Here is a 24,456-nt window from a genome sequence, read left to right as displayed (position 1 = left end):
TCTATACCCTTGAGAATCTGAAGGAACACGCCTAGTGATCACAGTTAGTGACCTGCGCAAGGTCTACCGCCAGGGAAACAACGAAGTTGTAGCCCTGGCTGGAGTGAGCCTTGAAGTCCCCACCGGGAAAATTCACGGTATCGTCGGACATTCTGGGGCTGGCAAGTCCACCCTTGTCCGATGCCTGACCTTGCTTGACCAGCCGACCTCGGGAACCGTTGCCGTCAACGGCAAGGAGCTGACCAACGTCAGCGCTTCGGAATTGCGCGACGCGCGTCGCCGGATCGGCATGGTCTTCCAGCACGCTAACCTGTTCGATTCCCGGACCACTGAAGAAAACGTCGGCTACCCGCTGGAGCTCACCGGCACGCCGAAAAACGAAATCAAGACCAAGGTTGCCCAGCTTCTCGAGCTTGTCGGCCTGGACAAGTTTGCCAAGGCCTATCCTTCCCAGCTGTCCGGCGGCCAGCGCCAGCGTGTGGGCATTGCCCGCGCCTTGGCGACCGACCCGGACGTCCTGCTGTGCGATGAGCCGACCAGTGCGCTGGATCCCAAGACCACCGACGAGATTCTTGAGCTGGTCAAGGAACTTCGCGGCCGTCTGAACATCACCGTGCTGATCATTACCCATGAGATGCATGTTGTGAAGCAGGCATGTGACTCGGTGTCGCTGCTTGAAGGCGGCAAAATCGTGGAGCACGGCGACATTGCTTCGGTCATCTCTAATGCCAAGGGCCGATTGGCACAGACCCTGATGCCGCTGCCAGGAGACGCCCCGCGTTCTGCAGGTTCGGGAACCATTCTTGATTTGCTGTACACCGGCGATCAGGCCACGGAGCCGGTCATTTCTTCGCTGTCGCGCCAGTTCAACATTGATGTCAATGTCTTGGCAGGGTCTGTTGAGCAGCTCTCAGACCAGCAATACGCCCACCTTCGAATCCAGCTCCCGGCAGGTATCAACGAGCAGGAAATCATCAACCATCTGCAGTCAAATGGCATCGCCGTGACCGTGAAGGGAACCAAGTAAATGTTTGATTTCCTCACTCCAACAGTCCAGAAGGCAATGCTCACCGCCACCTGGGAAACTCTGGAAATGACACTGATCTCTGGTGTCGTCACCGCTGTCGTGGGCTTGGTCCTAGGCATCCTGCTTCATGTCACCGGCAAGGACGGGCTGGCGCCGATCCGCTGGCTGAACGTAGTCCTTTCCGGGGTGATTGTGAACATTACCCGCTCCATCCCCTTCGCGATTTTGATGGTGGCGCTGATTCCATTTGCGGCGCTCATTGTCGGAACCTCACTTGGTCCAGTAGCCGCCTCGGTATCACTGACCCTTGGTACCATTCCGTTTTTCGCCCGACTGGTCGAAACTGCACTGCGCGACGTTTCTTCCGGCAAGGTCGATGCGGCCCTGGTCATGGGATCAACAAAGATGCAGGTTATCCGCAAGGTCATGGTGCCAGAAGCCATGCCGGGTATCGTCGCAGCAATTACCACCACCGTAGTTACCTTGATTGGCTACTCAGCAATGGCCGGTTTGGTTGGCGGCGGCGGTTTGGGCCGCATGGCCTACAACTACGGCTACACCCGATATAACCCGGAAATTATGATCTTGACGATCATCATCATGGTCATCATGGTCCAGCTGGTCCAGATGATCGGCGATGCAATCGCCCGCAAGGTCGATCACCGCTAGGCAACAAACTTCCATCGGTTTATCCGATGGGGCCGGCGTGCTCAGCTAACCGGCAATAACCACTCGCACACGCGTCATTTATGACTCGAATCAAAGGAATACCCAACATGCGCAAAAAGCTTGCACTCGCAGCCACCGGCCTCATCGCCGCTTTCGCCCTCTCTGCCTGCGGCAGCACCGAGGCAGCCCCTGAGGCTACGGCTTCACTGGATCCTGCGAAGCCAGCTGTCGTCAAGGTTGGAGCCAGCCCGGTTCCACAGGCTGACATCCTGAACTTCATTGATGAGAACCTGGCCAAGGACGCCGGCATCGATCTGGACGTCGTGGAAATCGATGACTATGTCACCCCGAACACCTCGCTGGAAGATGGCTCGCTGGATGCCAACTACTTCCAGACCGAGAACTACTTGAAGACCGAAATGAAAGAGAAGGGCTACAAGTTCGCCCACGGTGCAGGCATCCATGTTGAGCCAATGACCGTCTTCTCCAAGAAGTTCGACAAGCCTGAGGACGTAACCGACGGTGCCACCGTACTGTTGAACAACGACCCAGTGAACCAGCTGCGCGGCATGAAGGTACTGGAGCAGGCTGGCCTGCTGAAGAACCTTGCCGACGATGATTCGGTGCTGACCGTGGCCGACGACAAGGAAAAGAACCCTAAGGGCCTCGTCCTCAAGGATGCTAACGCCGAACAGGTTCCGCAGTACTACACCAAGGATGATTCGATTGACGTTGCAGTTATCAACGGCAACTTCATCGTCCAGGCCAAGCTGAACAAGGATGAAATCTTGGCTCAGGAGTCCGGCGAAAACAACCCTAACGCCAACTTCCTGACCTGGCGCGAAGGCGAAGAGACCCCAGCCATCAAGAAGCTTGACGAGCTGCTACACTCTGACGAAGTTCGCGACTACATCAAGAAGACCTGGACCGACGGAAGCGTCATCCCAGCCTTCTAATCTTTAGAACACATCAATGGTGGGTGCCAGTCCTTTGGATTGGCGCCCACCATTGTTTAAGGCATCAGACAGGCCCAAGGGCAATTTTCTCCACGGTACGAGAAGCTAGCAGCTTAGTAGTGTCTTGGTGTGTTTGCTCTGAAATCAAGAGTCGAAGTGTAGCTGCCATGCCACAATAGCTCATGTCCACTTTGACGATCGGCAAGCGATTATGGGCTCATTCTGTTGTTGCAATCAACCGAGGTGAGCGGGATTCAGAAACCATCTACACGGGCGTCGAGTTCATCCTCGATGGCATCAGTCTCAGTAGTCAGGCCGGACTCGGTATCAGTTCTGGGTACGTCACCATTTTCGATGCGATCAGTCCACCCCTCGCCAGAAGTGTGCTTCTAGGAATCGATTCTGTGGCGGAGCATTTTCCTTCCCAAGGTCGGATTCCACTGATTTTCTGCTCGTGCGGAGATCCAACTGAAGGTGCTTTGACAGCTCGTCTTAGCATCGATCGAGGGACTGTACGGTGGGATCAATGGGCGTGGGAACACGATTCATTCCCATCAGAAGCACTCCCTGATTTTCCCATCTATCGTTTCCTGCTCGATGAATATGAAAACGCCTTAGACCAAGCCATGAACACAGCTCTCAATCATGCAGACATTCCCAGCAGCATGATCAGAGCGAGATTTCCTGGTGACGGGTTGATTTCATGGATTACGAGAAAGACACGTGGAGAGTTGGCCTATCAACTCTCATTTACTGAGATCGACATTATCAAGGCCCCGGCAGACATTGACGCTCCAGGCTTCCAACAATTGATTCGTGATATTCGATCGATTCGTACGGTCCTAGCGGCATGTGTCAATGATCGTCGGAGCCTTCCATCGAAAAAAGAAATAGAACAGGTTCGAGTTCTAGTTGACGATGTACTCGCCTCTGACGAAGTGTTCCGTCTTCCATTGAGAACAACGCAGGCCCTCAATTGGCTGCGTCAGAAACTATAAGTTCTGTCCCGGTGTCCATTCGAAGTTCCAACCACGCTTCAGAATGGTCTTCCGACCGAATCATTGAGGGCCCTTTTGTCCACAAACACTTTTTGACAGCCCGACGAAAAACACCGATTCATTCCGCGTCACTTCATTGGCAGACGCATGAAATACACCGGTGTTTTCGCAGGCACTGATGAATCGAGATCCGTAGTCTTGCGGTCAACCGATTAGCAGACTATTTTGTTGATGAAGCTGAACTGGTTTCCAGATCTTCCGCGTCTTCGGAGAGTGTGTACTCCCCTGCTGCTTCTTCCTCGTTTAGGCGCGAGTGTCCTCGCCCGTACGAGAAATAGATCAGCACGCCGGCAACCAGCCACACGGCAAAGTAAAGCCAGGTTTCAACTGCCAGGTTGAGCATCAGATAGGTGCACAACAGTGCCGAAACGATCGGGATGACCGGACCGAAGGGCACTCGGAAAGCCGGCTTGAGGTCGGGGCGCTTGCGGCGCAGAACCAAGATGCCCAGACTGACCATGACGAACGCTGACAGCGCACCGATATTGATCATCTCTTCAAGCACATCTACGCGCGTGAAGCCTGCTACCAAGGCCACCAGAGTGCCGCAGATGACAGTGATCCGCACCGGGGTGCCGCGCTTGGCGCTGACCTTGGACAATGATTGCGGAAGCAGTCCGTCGCGGCTGATGGCCAGCACTACCCGTGAGAGCCCCATCAGCAGCACCATCACCACTGTGGTCAGGCCGATCAGCGAGCCAACAGCAATGACGGCGGCTGCACCCTCGTTGCCCGCAGCAGCAAAGGCGGTGGCTAATGTCGGGTTCTCAACCGCGGCCAGTTCCTTGTAGGAGACCATGCCAGTCAGCGAGAAAGAGACGCCAATATACAGCAGCGTGGTCAACGCCAGACCAGCGAAAATGCCACGGGGCAGCGTCTTGTTCGGGTTCTTGACCTCTTCTGCACTCGTGGCAACGACGTCAAAGCCGACGAAAGCGAAGAACACCAGGGCCGCGCCTGCCAGCACCCCTGCCATGCCATACTGCGCTGGAGCTGCGCCCGTGGCGAAGGAGAAGAGTGACTGCTCAAGAACACCGGTGGAACCGTTCGCGGCGGCCGGTACAGCCTCCGGGACAAACGGGGTGAAGTTCTCCGCCTTGAGGTAGAAGAGGCCTGCGACGATCACGAACAGCACGACGGCAATTTTGATCACGGTGAACACGTTGCCGACGGTCGCCGATAGTTTGGTTCCCAGAACAAGCAGTACGGTGAAGATCGCAACAATGAGCAGCGGTCCCCAGTTCATGGTCACCGGCCCCAGGTCAATGCTCGGCGAAAGGTTGATTCCAGCGAACTGGAAGACTTCAGTGAGGTAAATGCCCCAGTACTTGGCGATAACCGCGGCGGCGGTAAACAGCTCGAGAATCAGGCCCCAACCGACGATCCAGGCGATGAATTCGCCTACGGTGGCGTAGGAGAATACGTAGGCAGAACCCGCAACGGGTATCGCCGTTGCGAACTCGGCATAGCACATGATGGCCATGGCGCAGGTGAGTGCGGCGATGACAAAGGAAATAATGACCGCAGGGCCTGCATAGTTGGCCGCTGCACGAGCACCGACGGAGAAGATGCCTGCACCCACCGATACCGCGACGCCCATGATCATCAGATCCCAGGTGGTGAGTGTCCGTTTGAGCTGGCGCCCGGGTCCTGCTGCATCAGCTAGGAAACTCTCAATGGGCTTGGTACGAAAGAGGCTCAATCTAATGCCTTTGGGAGATGAAATGTGAAAACTTACCGCACAAGCCTAGCTGTCCAAGATGGGAACGATTTTTCGCATTTTCTCAGATCAGGAAGCATCGTTCCACGCGATTCAGCTTCTGACAAGGATTTTCGCCCCTTGGTATCGTTCTATAAATAGCTCATTGACATGGTCGTTTTCTCCAAACCACGCAACAGCAGATCTGAAGTCAACCGGCGCTTCCCACTCCCCTGATCAACCGCCCTCGCCTTGTTCCCCTGTGATTCAGACCTCCTGAATGTGTTCCGATTCCACGCTAGAACGCAGTCAGCTCCCCGCACCTGGCCCCAGCACAAAGTGCCGGGCAGATGCAGGGAGCTAAAACTGAGAACTGTCGGTAGGAAACCTTAAGCCTTGGCAGCCGATGCTGCCTTAGCGGCGGCAGGAAGGGCCGCGAAGATCTTCTCCATTGCAGCATCGTCATGGGCAGCGGATACGAACCATGCTTCGAACACGCTTGGCGGCAGGTAGATTCCCGAGTCAAGCATGGAGTGGAAGAACGGTGCGTAGCGGAAGGTCTCCTGGGCCTGTGCATCGGCGTAGTTGTGCACGCCCTTTTCCGAGGTGCCGAAGGCTACCGAGAACAGGGTGCCGGCGCGCTGGATCGAGTGGTCCAGGCCCTCGGCGGTGAATGCCTCGATGATTGCTTCCTGCAGGGCATCCGACTGCTTGGTCAGGTGGGTGTAGACATCGTCGGTGGCGTGGGTCAGCTGGGCGATGCCAGCGGCCATGGCCACCGGGTTGCCCGACAGGGTGCCTGCCTGGTAGACCGGGCCCAGCGGAGCCAGGTAGTCCATGACCTCGGCGCGGCCGCCCAGGGCTGCGGTCGGCAGGCCGCCGCCGATGACCTTGCCGAAGGTGTAGAGGTCCGCGTTCCAGCCTTCGATCTTGCCGGTCAGGCCCCAGTAGCCCGAGGAGGAAGCGCGGAAGCCGGTAAGCACCTCGTCAACGATCAGCAGCGCGCCATGCTTGGCGGTGGTGTCCTTGAGGAACTTGTTGAAGCCTTCCTCGGGGGTGACAACGCCCATGTTGCACGGTGCAGATTCGGTGATGATTGCCGCGATGTTCTCGCCGTGCTCGGCGAAGGCGGTCTCAACTGCAGCACGGTCGTTGTACGGCAGCACCAGGGTCTCTGCCGCGGTAGCTGCGGTGACGCCCGCGGAACCCGGCAGAGCCAAGGTGGCAACGCCGGAGCCGGCGTCTGCCAGCAGCGAGTCGAGGTGGCCGTGGTAGCAGCCGGAGAACTTGATGATCAGTTCGCGGCCGGTGTAGCCGCGGGCCAAGCGCACCGCGGTCATGGTGGCCTCGGTGCCGGTGGAGACCATGCGCACGCGCTCCACCCCGCCCATGCGGTCCTTGATCAGCTGGCCGAGCTTTGCTTCATCCGGGGTGGAGGCGCCGAAGGACAGGCCGTGGTCCACAGCGGCGTGCACGGCAGACTGGATTTCAGGGTGCGAGTGGCCCAGCAGTGCTGGACCCCAGGAGCAGACCAGGTCGACGTATTCCTTGCCGTCGGCGTCGGTGAGGTAAGCGCCCTTGGCGCCGACCATGAACGGAGGGATGCCGCCGACCGAACCGAAGGCGCGCACCGGGGAGTTTACGCCGCCGGGCATGACCTCGCGAGCCTGGGCGAAGAGCAGTTCTGAATTGGACATGAAGCTTATTTACCTTCCTTGAGCCAGCCGGCAACCTCGGCTGCGTAGTACGTGAGAATCTGTTCGGCGCCTGCACGCTTGATGGACAGCAGCGATTCAAGCACCGAGGCCTTGCGGTCGATCCAGCCGTTGGCGCTGGCGGCCTCGATCATCGAGTACTCGCCGGAAATCTGGTAGGCGGAGACCGGGACCGGGGAGATGTCGGCGATGTCGCGCACGATGTCCAGGTAGCTCATGGCCGGCTTGACCATGATCATGTCAGCGCCCTCGGCGATGTCCAGCTCGGCTTCCAGCACTGCTTCGCGGCGGTTGGCCGAGTCCATCTGGTAGGTTCGGCGATCGCCCTTCAGCTGGGAGTCGACAGCTTCGCGGAATGGGCCGTAGAAGGCGCTGGCGTACTTGGCGCTGTAGGCAAGGATCGCGGTGTCCTGGTGTCCGGCCTCGTCCAGGGCCTGGCGGATCACGCCGATCTGGCCGTCCATCATGCCCGAGGGGCCGAGCATGTGGGCTCCGGCCTCGGCCTGGGCCACAGCCATCTGGCCGTAGATTTCCAAGGTGGCGTCGTTGTCCACGCTGCCCTTGGCGTCCAGCACGCCGCAGTGTCCGTGGGAGGTGAATTCGTCCAGGCAGACATCCGACATGACGACCAGCTCGTCGCCCACCTCTGCGCGCACGGCGGCAATGCCCTGATTCAGGATGCCCTGCGGGTCGATGCCCGCGCTGCCGTTTTCGTCGCGGTCCTCCGGGATGCCGAAGAGCATGATGCCGCCTAGGCCCTTGGCGGCGGCGTCATTGGCTGCAGCCTTCAAGGTGTCCATGGTGTGCTGGTAGACGCCCGGCATGGAGCTGATTTCCTTGGGCTGGCTCAGGCCTTCGCGCACGAAGACCGGCAGGATCAGCTGGCGTGCTGCCAGCTCATTTTCTGCCACCAGGCGGCGGATGGCAGGATTCTGCCGCAGGCGGCGCGGACGATGCTGTGGGAAACCCATGGCTTCTTCTCTCCAGATTCTTCTGACAGGTATATACAAAGTTTAGTTGGGCGCGTGCAGCAGCGCGGCGGCCGCCGCGGCTAGGCCCTTGGGCCCGGGGTCCTGGGCTACCGCGTGGACTGGCAGTCCCGCCGCTTTCATCGCGGCCGCCGTGGGCCTGCCAATGGCCAGGGTGCGGCAGCGCCCGGGCAGGCTGCTGCCGGCCAGCTGGACAAAGCGCCGGGCGATGCTCGGTGCCGTGAAGAGAACCAGGTCCAGCTCCCCCAGCAAGTCCTTGACTGCTTCCGGCGCAATGCTCTCGATGCCCTGCGGGGCCGGCTGCTTGTCCACTTCTCCCAGGGCCGGGGCGTTGACGGTGTAGTAGGCGATGGCCTCGCAGACCGTGACCGGCAGCCGCGCCAGCCCCTGGGCCAGCGTGCCGCTGGCCAGGTCACCGTGCGGGTAGCAGATTGTTGACCCGGCCTCCGGCCGCCATTTCTCGACCATTCCGGCCGCCGATTGCACCTGTGGGGTGAAATCGGGCTCGATGCCCAGCAGTTCGCGGGCAGTCTGGGCTGTCTTGGCGCCGACCACAGCCAGGCGCAGCCGCTCAGGCAGCTTCCTGCCCTCCAGCAGCTGGGCCAGCACGTGCACGGTGTTGGCGCTGGTGAGCACCAGCCAGTCGAATTCGCCGGCGCTCAGCCTGCGGCCTAAGGCTTCAAGTTCGGCCGTGTCCTTGGGCCAGATGGCGGCAATGAGCTGGGCACACCGCGAGGTGATGCCCAGCTGATTGAATTCCCGCACGGTGGCGGCGGCTCGCGCCGCATCGCGCAGGATCAGTGCTTCATAGCCCATGGATAGTTTTAGGCCAGTCCTGCAACCACTGCGGCTCCGTCGGCGATCATCGCCACGGCCAGGCTCGCGCCCAGTTCCTTGGCGGCCACTACATCGCCCAGCGGTGCCGCGGCGCTGCGGCGCATGACCTCGGAGCCATCCGGATTGCAGGCCACGGCGTCAAGCACCAGCTGCTCGCCTTCGACCCGCGCCAGCGCGCCGATTGGCGCGGCGCAGCCGGCCTCAAGGGTGGCCAGCAGCGAACGCTCGGCCTCCACCTGCAGCCGGGTGTGCAGGTCGTCGAACTGCGCCAGTGCGGCATCCAGCTTGGCGTGTCCACTGCCGGCGGTGCGGGTTTCCAGCGCCAGTGCGCCCTGGCCCGGGGCAGGCAGCATAATGGAGGGATCCAAGTACTGGGTGATGTGCTGTTCCAGACCCAGACGGCGCATGCCGGCGGCCGCCAGGATCACCGCATCCAGGTCGCCCTGGGTGCTGCGTCCCACGCTGCCGTCGTCATGGGTCTCCCCCATGCCCTTGACCCTGCCCAGTCGGGTGGGCACGTTGCCACGGATGTCCACGATCTGCAGGTCCTTGCGGTAGGCGCGCAGCTGGGCCGCACGCCGCGGCGAACCGGTGCCGATCTTCGAGCCCTCCGGCAGCTCATCGAGGGTGAGCGAATCGCGGGAGCACAGGGCGTCGCGCACGTCCTCGCGTTCCGGGATGGCGGCGAGCACCAGGCCCTCGGGCTGGGCCGTGGGCAGGTCTTTCAGGGAGTGCACCGCAAGGTCGCATCCGCCGTCGAGCAGGTGCTGGCGCAGTGCGGCGGCGAACACGCCGGTGCCACCCAGAGTGGCCAACGAGCCGGTGACCACATCGCCCTCGGTCTTCACCAGCACGGTGTCCACCTCAAGGCCGGAGAGCTGCGCCAGCGCGTCGGCGGCCCAACCAGTCTGGGTGGTAGCCAGCGCGCTGCCGCGGGTGCCTACGCGAAATGATTCGCTCATGCCTGTGGCACCCCCACCTCGGAGTCCACGGCGCCGATGGTCGGGCGCAGGGTGCCGTCCAGCGCCGCCTTTTCGCAGCAGCCCGGACGGCAGACGTCGAACCACGGCCCGCCGTCGACCACAGAGCAGCGGCCTTCGCGCAGCGCCTTGCCGTCCTTGCTGGCCAGACGTTCTTCAACCAGGTCGATCAGGCCGGAGACGAAGGCTTCATGGGTGCCGGGGGTGGCCACGCGGTCAAAAGCCAGGCCCAGCTCTGCGCAGGTGTCCTTGGCCTCGGTGTCCAGATCCCAGAGCACCTCCATGTGGTCGGAGATGAAGCCGATCGGCACCACGACCACGCCGTCCACGCCGGCGGCGGCGTCTTCTTCCAAGGCATCGTTGATGTCAGGTTCAAGCCACGGGGTGTGCGGGGCGCCGGAGCGGGACTGGTAGACCAGCGAATGCTCCAGGCCTGCTGCTTCCTCCACGTTGGCAAGGATGTAGTTGGCCACCGCGCGGTGCTGTGCGGTGTACAGGTTCTCATCCAGCTTCGCGCGGATGGCTTCGGGGCCAGCCGCGTTGGCATCGGACATCGGGATCGAGTGCGTCACGAAGACTATCTTGATCCGTCCTTCGGGCTTGCCGGCGGCTTCCAGCTGTTCGCGGACGGTGGCCAGCGAGGTGCGCAGCCCGTCGACGAATGGGGTCACAAAGGCGGGAGTGTCGAAGAACTGGCGCAGCTTGTCCACTTCCACCACGCCTTCCAACCCGGTGGCGCGCAGGCCCATGCCCAGGTCTTCGCGGTACTGGCGGCAGGCCGAGTAGCCGGCATAGGCGCCGGTGCCCATGAGCAGCACCTTGCGGTGCCCGTCGGCGGCGATCTGCTCCAGGATGTCGTTCACGAACGGATGCCAGTTGCGGTTGCCCCAGTAGATCGGCAGGTCGATGCCGCGGGAGGCCAGCTCGGCTTCCAACGCCGCCTTCAGCGCCCGGTTCTGGGCGTTGATCGGCGAGACCCCGCCGTTCTTGCGGTAGTGCACCGCGACTTCTTCCAGGCGCTCATCGGGGATGCCGCGCCCGCCGGTAACATTGCGCAGGAACGGGATGACGTCGTCCTGGCCTTCGGGCCCGCCGAAGGAGGCGAGCAGGATCGCGTCATAGGCCTTGGGCTCCATGCGTCCATTTTCGTCGTAGCCGGTGCGCGGGTCGAAGCTCTGGGTCACTGCAATACCTCAAGTGCATCGGCGGCCGAGATGCGGCGGCCGGTGTAGAACGGGGTTTCTTCGCGCACGTGGTGGCGTGCTTCGGTGTAGCGCAGGTGGCGCATCATGTCGACCAGGTCGATCATGTCATCGGCTTCCAGGCAGATCTGCCATTCGTAGTCGCCGAAGGAGAAGGCGGCCACGGTGTTGGCCAGCACGTTAGGGAATTCGCGGCCCAGGATGCCGTGGTCGCGCAGCATCTTGCCGCGGGCCGCCGGGTCGATGGTGTACCAGTCGTGGGAGCGGACGAATGGGTAGACGGTCATCCATTCCTTGGCTGCCACGCCGCGGGCGAAGGCCGGCGAGTGGTCCTTGGCGAATTCTGCCTCGCGGTGCACGGCCATGGTGGAGTAGGCGATCTCGGTGCCTTCCAGCAGGGCCGAACGGCGGATCTGGCGCATGGCGGACTGCAGCAGTTCGGCGGCCGGGCCGTGGATCCAGATCATGATGTCGGCGTCTTCGCGCATGTTGGAGACGTCGTAGATTCCGCGCAGGGTCACGCCGTTTTCGGCAAGCTTTTCGGTCAGCGCGTCGAACTCGGTGGCAGCGGCAGCGGAGCGCTCGACAACTGCCGAACGCTTGAAGATGGTCCACAGGGTATAGAAGAAGGTCGGGTTTTCACCAGCGTTTTCGCGTTCGCGAATGACTGGCGAATTCTGCTCCGGTGCGTTGCTCACTTACTGTTTCTCCTTGATCAATTGATCTGAATTCGGTCTAAAAGTCTGTTGGAATCCCGCGGCCTAGCTGGCGCTGATGGCCACCGCACGCCGTGCCTGGGCGATGACCCGCGCCAGCCCGGTGCCTGCCATCCAGGCGCCCACCACATCCAGGGAAGGGATGCTGCCTGCCGCCTGCCGCACCTGGGTGCGGCGCTGCGCGGCGGCCGTCCCCTGCAGCGGCACCATGTCGCTGAATCGGGACACCGCGCTGTCCAGCACGTCCTCCGGCTGCAATTGAACACCCAGAATCTTTGAAGCGTCTTTGACTGCCTGCTCGATCAGCGCCGCGTCGTCCCCGCTGGCGACCAGCTCGTCGGCTTCGCCGATGCGGCCGTAGGACAGGCGCACCACGTGGGTGCCCGGTCCGCCCTGCTCGCCCAGCCACGACCATTTGGCGCTGGAGTGGGTCAGGGCCTTGGCATGCACCGGTGCGTTGCGGGAAACCAGCACTCCGGATCCGCGCGGGGCGTCGTCAAGCTCAGGCTTGTCCACGACCAGGATGGCCAGGGCAATGGCATTGGGCTGGGAGTCGGAGGAAATCTGGTGTTCGTCGTCGAGCAGCTGGTTCAGCAGGCCGATGGCCGGCTGCGCTTCGGTGGCGATGACCACGCGGTCCGCCTTCAGTTCCTGGCCCAGGGTGTGTACGGTAAACGGCTGGGCCGATTCCGCGTCATGGTCAATGGAGGCCACCGGCGAATTGCGCACCAGCAGCGCCCCCGCCTCCTGCAGGCGGTCGACCAGGGCCTCGATGAGCGTGTACATGCCGCCTTCTAGGCCGGCCACCCGCGATCCTGCCGGGGCATCCTGCTGCAGCTGCGCCACCGCGCGGGCCAGCGAGCCGGTCTGCTGCATGGCCTCGCGCAGCCCCGGGGCGGCTGCGTCGATGTCGAGCTGCGCCGGGTCGGTGGAGTACACGCCGGAGACCACGGGGGCCACCAGTTCGTCGAGCACCGCCTGGCCCATGCGGGAGCGGACCACCTCCGCCACGGTGAGCTTCTCGGTGGCCCATTTCCTGCTCATCGGGGTGATCAGGTCCGCGGCGGCGCGCACGGTGGCGGTGCGGCCGATGATGTTGCGCACCTCGTCGGTGCGCACGTTGCCGGGAATTCCCATCAGCGCAGTGGCAGGCAGTGGGTCGGCCAGCAGCTTCTGCTCGTCGCCGTGGACCAGCCAGGCGCGCTGGCCCGAGGTCTGCACGATCTTCGCGCCCAAATCCAGCTCGTCCAGGTAGCCGGCGACGGTGCCACCGCGCACGGCGAAGGATTCCGCCCCGGCGTCCACCTGCAGGCCGTCCACTTCGGTGCGGCGCACGCAGCCGCCAAAGCTGTCGGAGGCCTCCAGCACGGTGACCCGGTAACCGGTCTGGTGCAGATCGCGGGCGGCGACCAGTCCTGCCACGCCGCCGCCGACCACGATCGCATGCGGGGCGGCAGGCTCGGCGGGCTTGGCCGCGGCGCGCTTCTGCACCTGCGCCTCGGTCGCCGCGCGCACCTTTTCAAGCAGCCGCAAGGCATGCGCCGCAGCGTCGGTGGCAATGTCCCGGCGTGCCTTGGGCGCTGGCGCCTGTGGCTGCTGTGCCGGCTGGTTTTCGCTGCGCTGGTCCTTGCTCACGTACCGATGCACCTTCTACCTGTTGAGTGTTGTTGCTGCCTGTATTTTCTAGCTTAGTCCGCTGGGCCTACAGCGAATGAATGAGCTCGACCACTTTGCTCAGCACCGCCGGGTCGGTGGTCGGCGGCACGCCGTGCCCCAGGTTCACCACATGTCCGCGGGCGCCGGCTCCTGCGGCCACTACCTGGCGCACATGTGCTTCAAGCACCTCCCATGGGGCGGCCAGCAGCGCCGGATCGATGTTGCCCTGCACCGAAACTCCGGTGCCCAGGCGCTCGATCGCGGTGTCCAGCGGAATGCGGTAGTCGACGCCCACGGCGTCCACTCCCACATCGCGCATCGCGGTCAACAGTTCGCCGGTGCCGGTGCCGAAGTGGATCAGCGGCACGCCAAGATCCCGCACGAAGTCCAGGGCGCACGAAGAGTAGGGGGCGACGTACTTCTGGTAGTCGGGCAGCGAGAGCGAGCCGGCCCAGGAGTCGAAGAGCTGGGCCGCGGAGGCTCCCGTCTCCACCTGGGCGCGCAGGAACTTGCCCGACGCGTCGGCCGCCCAGTTCATCAGCCCGTCCCAGACCTCAGGGTCGGTGTGCATCATGGTGCGCGGGCCCAGGTGGTCGCGGCTCGGCTTGCCCTCCACCATGTACGCGGCCACGGTGAACGGTGCGCCGGCGAAGCCGATCAGCGGGGTGCTGCCCAGTTCTGCGACGGTCAGCGCCACGGCCTGGCGGATCGGCTCCAGGGACTCATCGGTCAGCTCCGGCAGGTTCTCCACCTGTTCTTTGGTGCGGATCGGGGTGTCGAGCACCGGGCCGACGCCCGGGACGATGTCCACGCCGATGCCTGCAAGGCGCAGCGGAATGACAATGTCGGAGAAGAAGATGCCTGCGTCCACCTTGTGGCGGCGCACCGGCTGGAGAGTAATCTCACTTGCCATGGCCGGGTCCAGGCACGAGTCGAGCATGCTCACACCCTCGCGCAGCTTCATGTATTCGGGCAGGGAGCGGCCTGCCTGGCGCATGAACCACACCGGATGGCGGTCTGGCTTGCGGCCGGTCAAAGCCTGGATCAACGCGGAATCTTGGGTACGTCCATCGAGCATCGGATGGTTCTGCGACAGGGTCATGACTCAATTCTGCCAACTGTTGCTGGCAAAAGCCCATTTGCGGACTTCTTCGTGGCGTTGCGAAAGGCCCGCAAACCCCCAAATCCCGGCGGTCTTAGGCAAACCTGCGTTGTTTTACAGGCCATAGAAGTTTATTCTTGGGACATTGTGGTTTTCTTATCTCTTGTCGCATCGCACTCGCAGCTCGACCTTGAGACCGTGGCACAAATCAGCGCCTCGGCCAGCGGGCTGGCCGCTGCCTCCGTTAATGACTCGACCGCCATCAACGGCGCGGTCGTGCTGGCTACCTGCAACCGTTTCGAGGTGTACGCCGACGTTGAGAATGTCGACGACGCGGCCGCGCACCTGGTCAACCATCTTGCCGACAGCGCAGATCTCCAGCCTGACCATCTTGCCCGCGCGCTGACCACCCTTGAGGGCGATTCGGTCATCGAGCACCTGTTCTCCGTGGGCGCCGGGCTGGATTCAGCCGTCGTGGGCGAACGGGAAATCGCCGGCCAGGTGCGTCGCGCACTGACCCAGGCGCAGCAGGAGAAGACCACCACCAGCAACCTCACCCGCCTGTTCCAGAACGCCACACGTGCGGCCAAGGACGTCGGCTCAAACACCAACCTGGGCACCCAGGGCAAATCGGTGGTGGCCGTCGCACTGGACCTCGCCGAGGAATTGACCGACGAGAGCACCGCTTGGGCGGAGCAGGACGTCGTGCTCTTCGGCACCGGCTCCTATGCAGGCGCCACCATGGCGCTGCTCAAGGAGCGAGGCGTGGAGCGCATCTCCGTGTATTCCAGCTCAGGACGCGCGGCCGAGTTCACCGCCAAGCGCGGCGGCTTCCCGCTGACCGACGAGCTGCTCCCCCAGGCCCTGCGCGAAGCAGACATCATCGTGGGCTGTTCCGGCGGCGGACACCGCCTGGACCGCAGCTTCCTGGAAAAGGTGCGCGTCAAGAACCACCCGCTGGTGGCCATCGACATGGCTCTGTCCCATGACTTCGACCCGGCCCTGGTTGAAATGGCCGACGTCAACTTGATCACCCTTGAATCCGTGCGCATGGCAGCTCCTACCGACCAGGCTCTGGCAGTGCATGCGGCCAGCCGCATCGTGAAGAAGGCTGCCACCGAATTCTCCAATGCACAGCGCGAGCGCGAAGCCGACTTCGCCATCGTTGCACTGCGCCAGCACACCAAGGCCGTGCTCGATGCCGAGGTGGCAAAGGTCCGCGCCCAGCATGGCTGCACCGCGGCGGCCGAGGAAGTCGAACTGGCCATGCGCCGCATGATGCGCCAGCTGCTTCATATTCCAACCGTCCGAGCGCGCGAGCTGGCCGCCGAAGGACGCACCGCAGACTATGTTGCGGCCCTGGAAACCCTGTATGGGTTGGACCTGAGCGAACCGCAGGACGCAAAGCCCGCCGCCGTTGCAGCTGATTGCCCGGTCGAGGCTGAAACCAAATCTGCCTAAACGTCACGAAATCTGCGTGACGAATTCCACAATATGAGCGAAGCGTGGAATACTACTTGCAAGTAGGTTCCAGTGTCCGCGAAATGCATGATGACGTGGGCGGAACCGCGAAGCAGGCGGAAAGGTCGTAGACGTCATGAGTGAAATAGAAACGCTCAAAGGCAAGCGCACTCAACGGATGCCCCGGGAAGCACGTCGCCGACAGCTTCTGCAGGCAGCACATCAAGTCTTTGTAGCCAACGGCTACCACGGAGCATCGATGGACGAAATCGCTGAAGTGGCGAAAGTGTCAAAACCCGTGCTGTATCAGCACTTCCCCGGCAAGCGCGAGCTCTATCTCGCCCTGCTGGACTCCCACCTAGCTGATTTCAGCAAACAGCTCGACGATGCAATCCGCTCCACTGACGACAATCGCCAGCGCGTCTTCGCAACGATCAACACGTACTACCAGTACATCAAGAGCGAATCACAGGCCTACCGGCTGATCTTCGAATCCGACGTGCTCTCCGATCCGCTGATCGCCGCGCGCATTGAAGAGTTCAACAACAGCTTGGCCACGTCGATTTCACGGGTAGTCGTCGAGGACACGGAGATGAACGAGCAGGAAGGCCTGCTTGCAGGCCGCGCCCTGGCCGGCCTCTCCCAGGTTTCGGCGCGATATTGGGCGACCACCAATGACGCCGTGGACCAGCAGACAGCGGTTGATCTGATTTCCCGTTTAGCTTGGCGCGGAATTTCCCAGTTCCCCAAGGAAAAGTAGCTAAGTTATAAAAAGAGAGCCCTCGAAGCAGGGCGCAGCATCTTTGGAGAGGATCACCAAGAATCATGGAAATCCGCATTGGCATTGCGAATGTAGCCCGCGAAGTCGTACTTGAGTCCGAGCTGAGCAACGCAGAAGTCAACGAACTGGTGGCTAAGGCTATTGCCGACGGTTCGGTTCTGTCGCTCAAGGATCCAAAGGGTCGCGAAGTCCTCATCCCATCCGCCGGCATCGCCTACGTTGAGGTCGGTCCGGAAGAAGTCCGCCGCGTAGGCTTCGCACAGTAGTCTTCTGCTGCCCTAGCTGTACAGTCGCCCCGCCCGATTCCCGAACGGAATCCGGCGGGGCAACTGCTTTAAGCATGCGCTCATGGGGTTCGCCGGGCAGGTCCCCGATATTCAGCTGCTGCGCCTGCATGTCAACGGCTCCGGGGTGCGGCGGGCCTTGAAGTTCTTCGCAGGACCGCAGCTGTACGAAAGAGCGGAAAATACAATTGGTCCAGATCTGCAGTTTCAAATGGTCAACTGAACAGATCAACTCCTTGCAGACAAACTTCGTGTTCACAAGCGGCGAAAGTGTTGATCTGGCAGAAATCTGGACGGTGATTCTTCTTATTCGTGTCGTGCGGTGCCTAGGATAGGCTCATCCCCTGCCTCGGCGGATGTGATCCGGCGGTCGGCCAAGGGCTCTGGTTTGCATGAAAGGGACAAGTCTAGTGATCGACCGAAGTATTCTCAGCCCCCAGCCGCTGCCCACCGCAGACCTCGCGCAGCTGCTCTCCGAGCTCGAAACCGAGTTCTCCGTGCCGGCAGACTTCTCCCCTGAGGTGCTGGCCGCAGCCGAACAGGCAGTGCTCGACCTTGGCGAACCGGAGCTGGACGACACCAATATCCCGTTCTTCACTATCGACCCGCTCGGCGCCACCGACTTGGACCAGGCGATGTATCTCGAGCGCGTCGATACCGGCTACCTTGTTCACTACGCCATCGCCGATGTGCCGGCCTTCGTCCATCTGGGCAGCCTGCTTGACGAGATCTCCCGGCAGCGAGGGCAAACCTACTATCTTCCCCAGCGCAAGATCACACTGTATCCGCCGCTGATTTCCGAAGACCGCGGGTCGCTGCTGCCCGAGCAGGTGCGCCGGGCATTCCACTGGAAAATCTGGTTGGACCACGAAGGCTCGCTGGGCAAGGTGGAGCTGACCCGAACCAAAATCCGCTCCAGGGCGCAGCTGGACTACGAGGGCGCCCAAGCAGGGTTCGACGCCCACGACGGCGATGCACAGCTGAAGCTGCTCGCGGAAATCGGCACCTCGCGGCTGACCCAGGAACGGCTGCGCGGCGGCGCCTCGCTGAACCTGCCGGACCAGGAGATCGTCCCCGACGGCCAAGGCTACAAGCTGGTCAGCCGCACCCCGCTGCCGCTGGAAGAATTCAACGCACAGATCTCTCTGGTCACCGGCATCGGCGCCGCCCGCCTGATGCTCGGAGCAGGCTTTGGCATCCTGCGCACCATGCCAGCCCCCGATCCCAAGGACCAACAGGCATTCCGCGAACAGACCAGGCTGCTGGGCTGCCCATGGCCCCAGGACCTGAGCTACGGAGAGTTCCTGCACACCTTGGACCTGCGCGATCCGCGGCAGCTGGTGATCATGCACCGCGCGGCATCGCTCTTCCGCGGAGCGGACTACCAGATCATCAACGGCCAACCCGAATCCGAACTCATCCAGGCTGCGCTGGCCGCCCCCTACGCGCATACCACCGCACCGCTGCGCCGGCTGATTGACCGGTTCGTGCTGCTGACCTGCCATTTGATTTCCACCGGTGCACCGATCCCCGACGAGCTGCATACCGCATTGGAGCAGCTGCCCGAGCTGATGCGCGCCAGTTCCACTGCCGCGAACCGGGTGAGCAAGGCGGCGGTGGATCTTCTGGAGGCCTACACTATGCAGCACCGCATCGGCGAAGAGTTCGAGGCGATCGTCCTGCAGGCCTCCCACGATGCCCCGGACAAGGATCCCGGGAATAACAAGACCAAGCCCGGCACACTGCAGCTGATGACCGAACCGATCACCGGCAGCTTCAGCGGACCTGGCCAGCCGGGCACCGTAGTTTCGGTCAAGCTCGTCCTTGCTGATCCAAAGAAAAGAAAAATTCACTTTGAAGTTGTGGCATCGAACTGACAAACAGCTGATTTCATGCTGGACAAGTTATGCTGTCATTATCACTAAATAGGATGCCCGATCGCACAGGGCTGACATAACCACCAGTTACCTGATGACTTCCCAGCGGTCATCATCACGCAGCACCCCCTTCAGATTAGGCACGCTGCATGCATCACAAGCGATCGGCTCCGCTGGAATCGCACCGCAGGCCCCTAGGCCCGGTGCCACAACGAAATGAGAACTCAGAGATCGTGAGCGAAACGACGCTAGCGGCAGATCCTGCCGACACCCCTGACGAAAACACCGCCGCGGAAGAGCCGAAGCAGAGCTTTGCCGACCTGAATGTCCGCGAAGACATCGTCGCTTCCCTGCTCGAAGCAGGCATCGAATACCCCTTCCCGATCCAGGCGCTGACCCTTCCGGTGGCCCTGGGGGGCAACGACATCATCGGCCAGGCCAAGACCGGCACCGGCAAGACCCTCGGCTTCGGCATCCCTGCCCTGCAGCGCGTAATCCGCGAGGGCGATGCAGGCTACGAAGACCTTAAGCACCCGGGAGCTCCGCAGGCGCTGATCGTGGCCCCGACCCGCGAACTTGCCATCCAGGTCGGCGCCGACCTGGCCGTCGCCTCCAAGCATTCGGGCATCCGAATCACCACCATCTACGGCGGCCGCCCCTATGACGAGCAGATCGCCGCGCTGAAGGCCGGCACCGACGTGGTCGTGGGCACCCCCGGCCGCCTGATCGACCTGAACCGCCAGCGCATGCTGAACCTGAAGCAGGTGCGCACCGTGGTCCTGGACGAGGCCGACGAAATGCTGGACCTCGGCTTCCTGCCGGATGTGGAGCGCATCCTCGCAGCACTGCCTCCAGTGCGCCAGGCCATGCTCTTCTCCGCCACCATGCCGGGCGCCGTGATCACCATGGCCCGCCGCTACATGACCCGGCCCACCCACATCCGCGCCCAGGATCCAGAGGACGACGGCTCGCTGACCAAGCGCAACATCCGCCAGCTGGTCTACCGCGCACACAACCTGGACAAGGACGAGATGGTGGCCCGCCTGCTGCAGGCCGAAGGCCGCGGCAAGACCATCATCTTCACCCAGACCAAGCGTTCGGCCGCCAAGCTCTCCGACGAACTGGTGGACCGCGGCTTCAACGCCGGCTCGCTACACGGCGATCTGGGCCAGGGCGCGCGCGAACAGGCTCTGAAGGCCTTCCGCTCCGGCAAGGTCGAGATCCTGGTGGCCACCGACGTGGCCGCCCGCGGCATCGACGTGGACGACGTCACCCATGTGGTGAACCTGCAGTGCCCGGACGATGAGAACACCTACCTGCACCGCGTGGGCCGCACCGGACGCGCCGGCAACACCGGCACCGCGGTGACCCTGGTGGACTGGGACGATGTGCCGCGCTGGTCGCTGATCAACAAGGCGCTGGGCCTGAACGTTCCCGAGCCGGTAGAAACTTACTCTTCCTCCGCGCACTTCTTCGCCGATCTTGAGATCCCCAAGGGCACCAAGGGGCGCCTGCCGCGCGCCAAGAAGACCGCCGCAGCAGAGGGCGACGGCTCGCCGCGCGAGTCATCCCAGCGCACCCCGCGCCGCCGCAGCAGCTCGCGCACCCGCACCCGCACGGTGAACGGCGAGAAGCAGACCCGCGAGGATGCTTCGACGCAGGGCGGGGACCGCCACGGGCATTCCAAGGGCAAGCAGGACCGCCCGGCCCGCGAGGCCGAGCGCCACCGCGAATCCCGCCGTTCAGGCGAGCAAGCATCCAGCACCGAGGAAGGCGCTGCACCTGCTGCGCGCCGCCGCCGTCCTCGCCGCCGCACCCGCAGCTCCGAAGGCGGAGCGCAGGACTAGCCTGCACCCGCCAACCTGAATTTTTGAAAGGATCGAGTTCCAACGGTGCTTGTTCAACCCCAAGAGCCAGTGTTGTCTTCACCGGACGACGATGCTGAACCTTCAGCATCGTCACCGGTTGAAGAGAACACTGTGTTCTTCGGCGACAATATGTCTGTCCTGTCCACCCTGCCGGATCAGAGCTTTACCCTGATCTATGTAGATCCTCCCTTCAATACCAAACGCAGGCAGACCCGCGCCGAGCGCACCATGGTGCGTGCCGAAGAGGGCGAAGGAACGCATGTAGGGTTCAAGGGCCGCAGCTACACTTCCGAAGTGGGCTTGAAGCGCTCCTACCAGGACAGCTTCGACGACTATCTGAGCTTTATCGAACCTCGGCTGCTGGAGGCCTACCGCCTTCTGGCCGAGGACGGCACCCTGTATGTCCACCTTGACTACCGCGAGGTGCACTACGTCAAGGTGCTGCTGGATCAGATCTTCGGCCGCGACTGCTTCCTGAACGAGCTAATTTGGGCCTATGACTACGGCGGACGGGCCAAGAGCCGCTGGCCCTCAAAGCACGACACCATTTTGGTATACGTGAAGAACCCCAAAAAGTACCACTTTGATTCGGCAGAGGTCGACCGGGAACCGTATATGGCCCCGGGTTTGGTCACCCCCGAGAAGCGCGAGAGAGGCAAGCTGCCCACCGACGTCTGGTGGCACACCATCGTCTCCCCCACCGGCAAGGAGAAGACCGGCTATCCGACGCAGAAGCCAGAGGGCATTCTGCGCCGCATTGTCACCGCATCCTCGCGCAAGAATGACTGGGTGCTCGACTTCTTCGCCGGCTCCGGCACCACCGGGGCTGTAGCGGCAAAGTTGGAGCGCAATTTTGTGCTCATCGACCAGAACCCCGAAGCGATCGAAGTGATGCGCCAGCGGCTGCCCGCCGCGACGAGGTATATCGACTGCTAGGCCCTGCCCGGGCGCTGCTGTGCCGCTACAGCAATGCCCGGGTTCCGGTCCCCTGCTCCACAATGCGTTCAAGCATGCCCGGCTCGGTGAGATTCTCACCGAGCCGATTGAGTTTTCCGGTGCCGTGGTAGTCCGATGAGCCGGTAATGATCAGGTCGAAGCGCTTGGCTAGGGCCAGCAGCTCCTTTTTGCCCTGTTCGGTGTTGTCGCGGTGGTGCACTTCCACCCCGCCCAGTCCGGCATCAATCATGTCGTAGAAGGTTGAATCCGGGACGACCCTGCCGCGCAGCGACGCCTTGGGATGGGCAAAGACCGGCACGCCGCCGGCTTCGCGGACCAGGCCCACCGCCATCGCCGGAGAAATTGCCGGATGCGACACATAGTAGCGTGAGCGAGAAGACAGCATGTTGGCGAACGCCTCGTTGCGGTGGGAGACGATGCCGGCGGAAACCAGCGCATCAGCGATATGCGGGCGGCCCACGGTAGCCCCCGGCTGGCAGTGTTCGGCTACCAGATCCCAGGTAATCGGATAGTCCTCAGCCAGGCGTTCAACAATGCGCTGGGCGCGGACAATGCGCGAATTGCGCGAAATCGCCAGCTCATCGAGCAGCGGCTGATAGTTCGGATCCTGCAGGTAGGACAGCAGGTGGACGCTGATTCCATGCTCATCCTGGCAGGTAATTTCCATGCCCGGGACAAAACCGAGGCCCAGCGCAGCGGCAGCATCGCGCGCCTGGTCCCAGCCGGCGGTCTGGTCATGGTCGGTCAGCGCAACAACATCCAAGCCTGCTTCCGCAGCCGCGGCAATCAGCTGGGCAGGAGTTTCCGTGCCGTCGGAAACATTTGAATGGGTGTGCAGGTCGATACGCATACTCTAGATTATCCCGAGCGCTGATTCTTTGGCGGCAAACAGCAGATGGTGACACACTGGAAACTATGACCAATCAAGTTTCATCGCCATCTGGCAGCGACCAGCCATTGGAAGACCGAGTGAACAACCGTTCACAGCGTCCGACCTCTGAATCTTTCAAGCAGTTCATGGCCTCATCATGGGCCGCTGACACCTCGCAGCTGCCTGCCGAAGACCCGGCCGCCAGCTACGCCGCAGCCCGCCGCGCCAAGCTCTCCGCAGCATTCCCCGGCGAACGCCTGGTCATCCCCGCCGGCCCGCTCAAGGTCCGCTCGAATGACACCGACTACCGCTTCCGCCCGCATTCGGCCTTCGCGCACCTGACCGGCCTGGGCGTCGACCACGAACCCGACGCGGTGCTGATCCTAGAGCCTACCGACGACGGCGCCGGCGACAACGGCAGCAACCACGCCGCGACCCTGTACTTCGCTCCGATGGCAGGCCGCGACACCTCTGACTTCTACCTGGATTCCCGCTCCGGCGAATTCTGGGTGGGCCCGCGTCCGACCCTGAGCACCATGTCGGCGCGCACCGGCATGCCAACCGAGTCCCTGGAGCAGCTGGAACTTGCCATCACCAAGAACTCCGGCCCGCAGGCCCTGGGCGGCATCCGCATCCGCCTGGTGCGCGAGGTAGACCTGAACGTCGAGGCGCTGGTCGACACTTCCCGCATCAACACCGGACAGGACCTTGAGGCTTCGGACAAGCTGGACAACCAGCTGGCAGAATTCGTCTCCGAGCTGCGCCTGGTCAAGGACGCCTACGAGATCGCCGAGCTGCGCAAGTCGGTCAACGCCACCATCGTCGGCTTCGAAGACGTGGTGCGCAGCCTGGACAAGGCCATCGCCCACGAACGCGGCGAACGCGTCGTCGAAGGCGCCTTCTTCGCCCGCGCCCGCCTTGAAGGCAACGACCTGGGCTATGACACCATCGCCGCTTCGGGCAACAACGCCACGATCCTGCACTGGATCCGCAACAACGGCTCGGTCAACGAGGGCGAGGTGCTGCTGCTGGATGCCGGCGTGGAGGCAGACTCCCTGTACACCGCCGACGTGACCCGCTCCATCCCGGTCTCCGGCAAGTACACCGAGGTGCAGCGCCGCGTCTACGAGGCAGTGCTGGATGCTGCCGATGCCACCTTCGCAGCGGTGAAGCCGGGTCTGAAGTTCCGCGACCTGCACCAGATCGCCACCCGTGTGCTGGCAGAGCGCCTGTCCGAGTGGGGCATCCTGCCGGTCTCCGTGGAGGAAGCCATGGATCCCGAGGGCCAGCAGCACCGCCGCTGGATGCCGCACGGCACCAGCCACCACCTGGGCCTGGACGTGCACGACTGCGCGCAGGCGCGCAGCGAGCTCTACCTGGATTCGGTCCTGGAAGAGGGCATGGTCTTCACCATCGAGCCTGGCCTGTACTTCAAGAAGGAAGACCTGGCGATCCCTGAAGAGTACCGCGGCATCGGCGTGCGCATCGAGGATGACATCCTAGTCACCGCCGACGGCGCCGAGTCGCTCAGCGCTGCCCTGCCTCGCAAGGCGGACGACGTCGAAGCCTGGATGGCTCAGCTGCGCGGCTAGTCCACCAGCCTGAACACCTGCAGCGGCCGTGCACCATCTGGTGCCCGGCCGCTGCTGTTCCATGGAGCTTGTCCGCTGGCCGCCAGGCGGCTGCGCAGCAGAGCTGCACACTTCACCCATGAACACGGCGGGGGCCTTCAGCACTAGTGCTGAAGGCCC

At 62.6% G+C, this 24,456-nt stretch carries 22 protein-coding genes; 12 read left to right on the top strand and 10 right to left on the bottom strand.

The annotated features are described in order from the left end of the window. Nucleotides 1–34: 34 nt before the first annotated feature. The 4 genes from AUR04nite_RS16325 (at nucleotide 35) to AUR04nite_RS16310 (ending at nucleotide 3,650) form a co-directional block, all read left to right on the top strand. Complete coding sequence (locus AUR04nite_RS16325) at nucleotides 35–1,027, top strand: methionine ABC transporter ATP-binding protein (RefSeq protein ID WP_141367125.1); 993 nt, start codon at nucleotides 35–37, stop codon at nucleotides 1,025–1,027. After that, entirely contained in the window at nucleotides 1,028–1,696 is a 669-nt protein-coding gene (locus AUR04nite_RS16320) for a methionine ABC transporter permease (RefSeq protein WP_141367123.1), read from the top strand. 107 nt (nucleotides 1,697–1,803) lie between these two features. Continuing rightward, a complete protein-coding gene (locus AUR04nite_RS16315; protein WP_141367121.1) occupies nucleotides 1,804–2,652 on the top strand; it encodes a MetQ/NlpA family ABC transporter substrate-binding protein in 849 nt (282 codons plus the stop codon). Nucleotides 2,653–2,834: 182 nt separating this feature from the next. Next, on the top strand, nucleotides 2,835–3,650 hold the full coding sequence (locus tag AUR04nite_RS16310; RefSeq protein ID WP_141367120.1) for a hypothetical protein: 816 nt from the start codon (nucleotides 2,835–2,837) through the stop codon (nucleotides 3,648–3,650). 220 nt (nucleotides 3,651–3,870) lie between these two features. Here AUR04nite_RS16310 and AUR04nite_RS16305 read toward each other — a convergent pair whose 3' ends face one another. The 9 genes from AUR04nite_RS16305 to hemE all read right to left on the bottom strand — a co-directional run bounded on the left by AUR04nite_RS16305 (nucleotide 3,871) and on the right by hemE (nucleotide 14,606). Then, nucleotides 3,871–5,412, bottom strand: coding sequence for an APC family permease (locus AUR04nite_RS16305; RefSeq protein WP_141367118.1), 1,542 nt, complete (start codon nucleotides 5,410–5,412; stop codon nucleotides 3,871–3,873). Nucleotides 5,413–5,798: 386 nt separating this feature from the next. Continuing rightward, nucleotides 5,799–7,106 (bottom strand): glutamate-1-semialdehyde 2,1-aminomutase, encoded by a 1,308-nt coding sequence (hemL, locus tag AUR04nite_RS16300; protein ID WP_141367116.1) that lies wholly within the window; start codon nucleotides 7,104–7,106, stop codon nucleotides 5,799–5,801. Between the two features lie 5 nt (nucleotides 7,107–7,111). Further along, entirely contained in the window at nucleotides 7,112–8,095 is a 984-nt protein-coding gene (hemB, locus tag AUR04nite_RS16295; protein WP_141367114.1) for a porphobilinogen synthase, read from the bottom strand. Between the two features lie 42 nt (nucleotides 8,096–8,137). Further along, the gene (locus AUR04nite_RS16290) at nucleotides 8,138–8,929 is read right to left on the bottom strand and encodes a uroporphyrinogen-III synthase (RefSeq protein WP_141367112.1); all 792 of its coding nucleotides are present in this window, start codon (nucleotides 8,927–8,929) and stop codon (nucleotides 8,138–8,140) included. A gap of 8 nt (nucleotides 8,930–8,937) precedes the next feature. Then, nucleotides 8,938–9,912 carry a hydroxymethylbilane synthase gene (gene hemC, locus AUR04nite_RS16285; RefSeq protein WP_141367110.1) on the bottom strand — a complete coding sequence of 325 codons (975 nt, stop codon included), beginning with the start codon at nucleotides 9,910–9,912 and terminating at the stop codon, nucleotides 8,938–8,940. Then, complete coding sequence (locus AUR04nite_RS16280; protein WP_246055573.1) at nucleotides 9,909–11,114, bottom strand: ferrochelatase; 1,206 nt, start codon at nucleotides 11,112–11,114, stop codon at nucleotides 9,909–9,911. The genes hemC and AUR04nite_RS16280 overlap by 4 nt, the downstream gene beginning before the upstream one ends. Then, nucleotides 11,111–11,830, bottom strand: a complete 720-nt coding sequence (gene hemQ, locus AUR04nite_RS16275) for a hydrogen peroxide-dependent heme synthase (RefSeq protein ID WP_174787896.1) — start codon at nucleotides 11,828–11,830, stop codon at nucleotides 11,111–11,113. The genes AUR04nite_RS16280 and hemQ overlap by 4 nt, the downstream gene beginning before the upstream one ends. A gap of 63 nt (nucleotides 11,831–11,893) precedes the next feature. Then, nucleotides 11,894–13,483 carry a protoporphyrinogen oxidase gene (gene hemG / locus AUR04nite_RS16270; protein WP_170184253.1) on the bottom strand — a complete coding sequence of 530 codons (1,590 nt, stop codon included), beginning with the start codon at nucleotides 13,481–13,483 and terminating at the stop codon, nucleotides 11,894–11,896. A 67-nt stretch (nucleotides 13,484–13,550) separates the two neighbouring features. Continuing rightward, nucleotides 13,551–14,606 (bottom strand): uroporphyrinogen decarboxylase, encoded by a 1,056-nt coding sequence (hemE, locus tag AUR04nite_RS16265; RefSeq protein WP_141367106.1) that lies wholly within the window; start codon nucleotides 14,604–14,606, stop codon nucleotides 13,551–13,553. Between the two features lie 147 nt (nucleotides 14,607–14,753). Between hemE and AUR04nite_RS16260 the strand changes: the two genes are divergently transcribed. The 7 genes from AUR04nite_RS16260 to AUR04nite_RS16235 all read left to right on the top strand — a co-directional run bounded on the left by AUR04nite_RS16260 (nucleotide 14,754) and on the right by AUR04nite_RS16235 (nucleotide 21,813). Next, nucleotides 14,754–16,067, top strand: coding sequence for a glutamyl-tRNA reductase (locus tag AUR04nite_RS16260; protein ID WP_141367104.1), 1,314 nt, complete (start codon nucleotides 14,754–14,756; stop codon nucleotides 16,065–16,067). 136 nt (nucleotides 16,068–16,203) lie between these two features. Further along, complete coding sequence (locus tag AUR04nite_RS16255) at nucleotides 16,204–16,827, top strand: TetR/AcrR family transcriptional regulator (protein ID WP_141367102.1); 624 nt, start codon at nucleotides 16,204–16,206, stop codon at nucleotides 16,825–16,827. A gap of 65 nt (nucleotides 16,828–16,892) precedes the next feature. Beyond that, entirely contained in the window at nucleotides 16,893–17,114 is a 222-nt protein-coding gene (locus AUR04nite_RS16250; protein ID WP_141367100.1) for a DUF3107 domain-containing protein, read from the top strand. A gap of 82 nt (nucleotides 17,115–17,196) precedes the next feature. Continuing rightward, a complete protein-coding gene (locus tag AUR04nite_RS17990) occupies nucleotides 17,197–17,355 on the top strand; it encodes a hypothetical protein (protein ID WP_170184252.1) in 159 nt (52 codons plus the stop codon). A 187-nt stretch (nucleotides 17,356–17,542) separates the two neighbouring features. Further along, a complete protein-coding gene (locus tag AUR04nite_RS16245) occupies nucleotides 17,543–19,009 on the top strand; it encodes an RNB domain-containing ribonuclease (protein ID WP_246055572.1) in 1,467 nt (488 codons plus the stop codon). A gap of 233 nt (nucleotides 19,010–19,242) precedes the next feature. Further along, nucleotides 19,243–20,856, top strand: coding sequence for a DEAD/DEAH box helicase (locus AUR04nite_RS16240; protein ID WP_246055571.1), 1,614 nt, complete (start codon nucleotides 19,243–19,245; stop codon nucleotides 20,854–20,856). A gap of 150 nt (nucleotides 20,857–21,006) precedes the next feature. Next, entirely contained in the window at nucleotides 21,007–21,813 is an 807-nt protein-coding gene (locus AUR04nite_RS16235) for a DNA-methyltransferase (RefSeq protein ID WP_141367094.1), read from the top strand. Nucleotides 21,814–21,838: 25 nt separating this feature from the next. Here AUR04nite_RS16235 and AUR04nite_RS16230 read toward each other — a convergent pair whose 3' ends face one another. Further along, a complete protein-coding gene (locus tag AUR04nite_RS16230; protein WP_141367092.1) occupies nucleotides 21,839–22,684 on the bottom strand; it encodes a PHP domain-containing protein in 846 nt (281 codons plus the stop codon). Nucleotides 22,685–22,749: 65 nt separating this feature from the next. Between AUR04nite_RS16230 and AUR04nite_RS16225 the strand changes: the two genes are divergently transcribed. Then, on the top strand, nucleotides 22,750–24,297 hold the full coding sequence (locus tag AUR04nite_RS16225; protein WP_141367090.1) for an aminopeptidase P family protein: 1,548 nt from the start codon (nucleotides 22,750–22,752) through the stop codon (nucleotides 24,295–24,297). The last annotated feature ends 159 nt before the right edge of the window (nucleotides 24,298–24,456 follow it).

Origin of the sequence: Glutamicibacter uratoxydans (assembly GCF_006539925.1) — a bacterium.
Classification (GTDB): domain Bacteria; phylum Actinomycetota; class Actinomycetes; order Actinomycetales; family Micrococcaceae; genus Glutamicibacter; species Glutamicibacter uratoxydans.
This window is presented reverse-complemented; position numbering and strand designations above follow the sequence as displayed.

What these genes read in the sequence shown, in the direction of transcription:
- AUR04nite_RS16320 (WP_141367123.1), top strand. Translation starts at nt 1,028, where the DNA reads ATGTTTGATTTCCTCACTCCAACAGTCCAGAAGGCAATGCTCACCGCC.
- AUR04nite_RS16315 (WP_141367121.1), top strand. Translation starts at nt 1,804, where the DNA reads ATGCGCAAAAAGCTTGCACTCGCAGCCACCGGCCTCATCGCCGCTTTC.
- AUR04nite_RS16310 (WP_141367120.1), top strand. Translation starts at nt 2,835, where the DNA reads ATGTCCACTTTGACGATCGGCAAGCGATTATGGGCTCATTCTGTTGTT.
- hemL (WP_141367116.1), bottom strand. Translation starts at nt 7,106, where the DNA reads ATGTCCAATTCAGAACTGCTCTTCGCCCAGGCTCGCGAGGTCATGCCC.
- hemB (WP_141367114.1), bottom strand. Translation starts at nt 8,095, where the DNA reads ATGGGTTTCCCACAGCATCGTCCGCGCCGCCTGCGGCAGAATCCTGCC.
- AUR04nite_RS16290 (WP_141367112.1), bottom strand. Translation starts at nt 8,929, where the DNA reads ATGGGCTATGAAGCACTGATCCTGCGCGATGCGGCGCGAGCCGCCGCC.
- hemC (WP_141367110.1), bottom strand. Translation starts at nt 9,912, where the DNA reads ATGAGCGAATCATTTCGCGTAGGCACCCGCGGCAGCGCGCTGGCTACC.
- hemE (WP_141367106.1), bottom strand. Translation starts at nt 14,606, where the DNA reads ATGACCCTGTCGCAGAACCATCCGATGCTCGATGGACGTACCCAAGAT.
- AUR04nite_RS16255 (WP_141367102.1), top strand. Translation starts at nt 16,204, where the DNA reads ATGAGTGAAATAGAAACGCTCAAAGGCAAGCGCACTCAACGGATGCCC.
- AUR04nite_RS16250 (WP_141367100.1), top strand. Translation starts at nt 16,893, where the DNA reads ATGGAAATCCGCATTGGCATTGCGAATGTAGCCCGCGAAGTCGTACTT.
- AUR04nite_RS17990 (WP_170184252.1), top strand. Translation starts at nt 17,197, where the DNA reads ATGGGGTTCGCCGGGCAGGTCCCCGATATTCAGCTGCTGCGCCTGCAT.
- AUR04nite_RS16235 (WP_141367094.1), top strand. Translation starts at nt 21,007, where the DNA reads ATGTCTGTCCTGTCCACCCTGCCGGATCAGAGCTTTACCCTGATCTAT.
- AUR04nite_RS16230 (WP_141367092.1), bottom strand. Translation starts at nt 22,684, where the DNA reads ATGCGTATCGACCTGCACACCCATTCAAATGTTTCCGACGGCACGGAA.
- AUR04nite_RS16225 (WP_141367090.1), top strand. Translation starts at nt 22,750, where the DNA reads ATGACCAATCAAGTTTCATCGCCATCTGGCAGCGACCAGCCATTGGAA.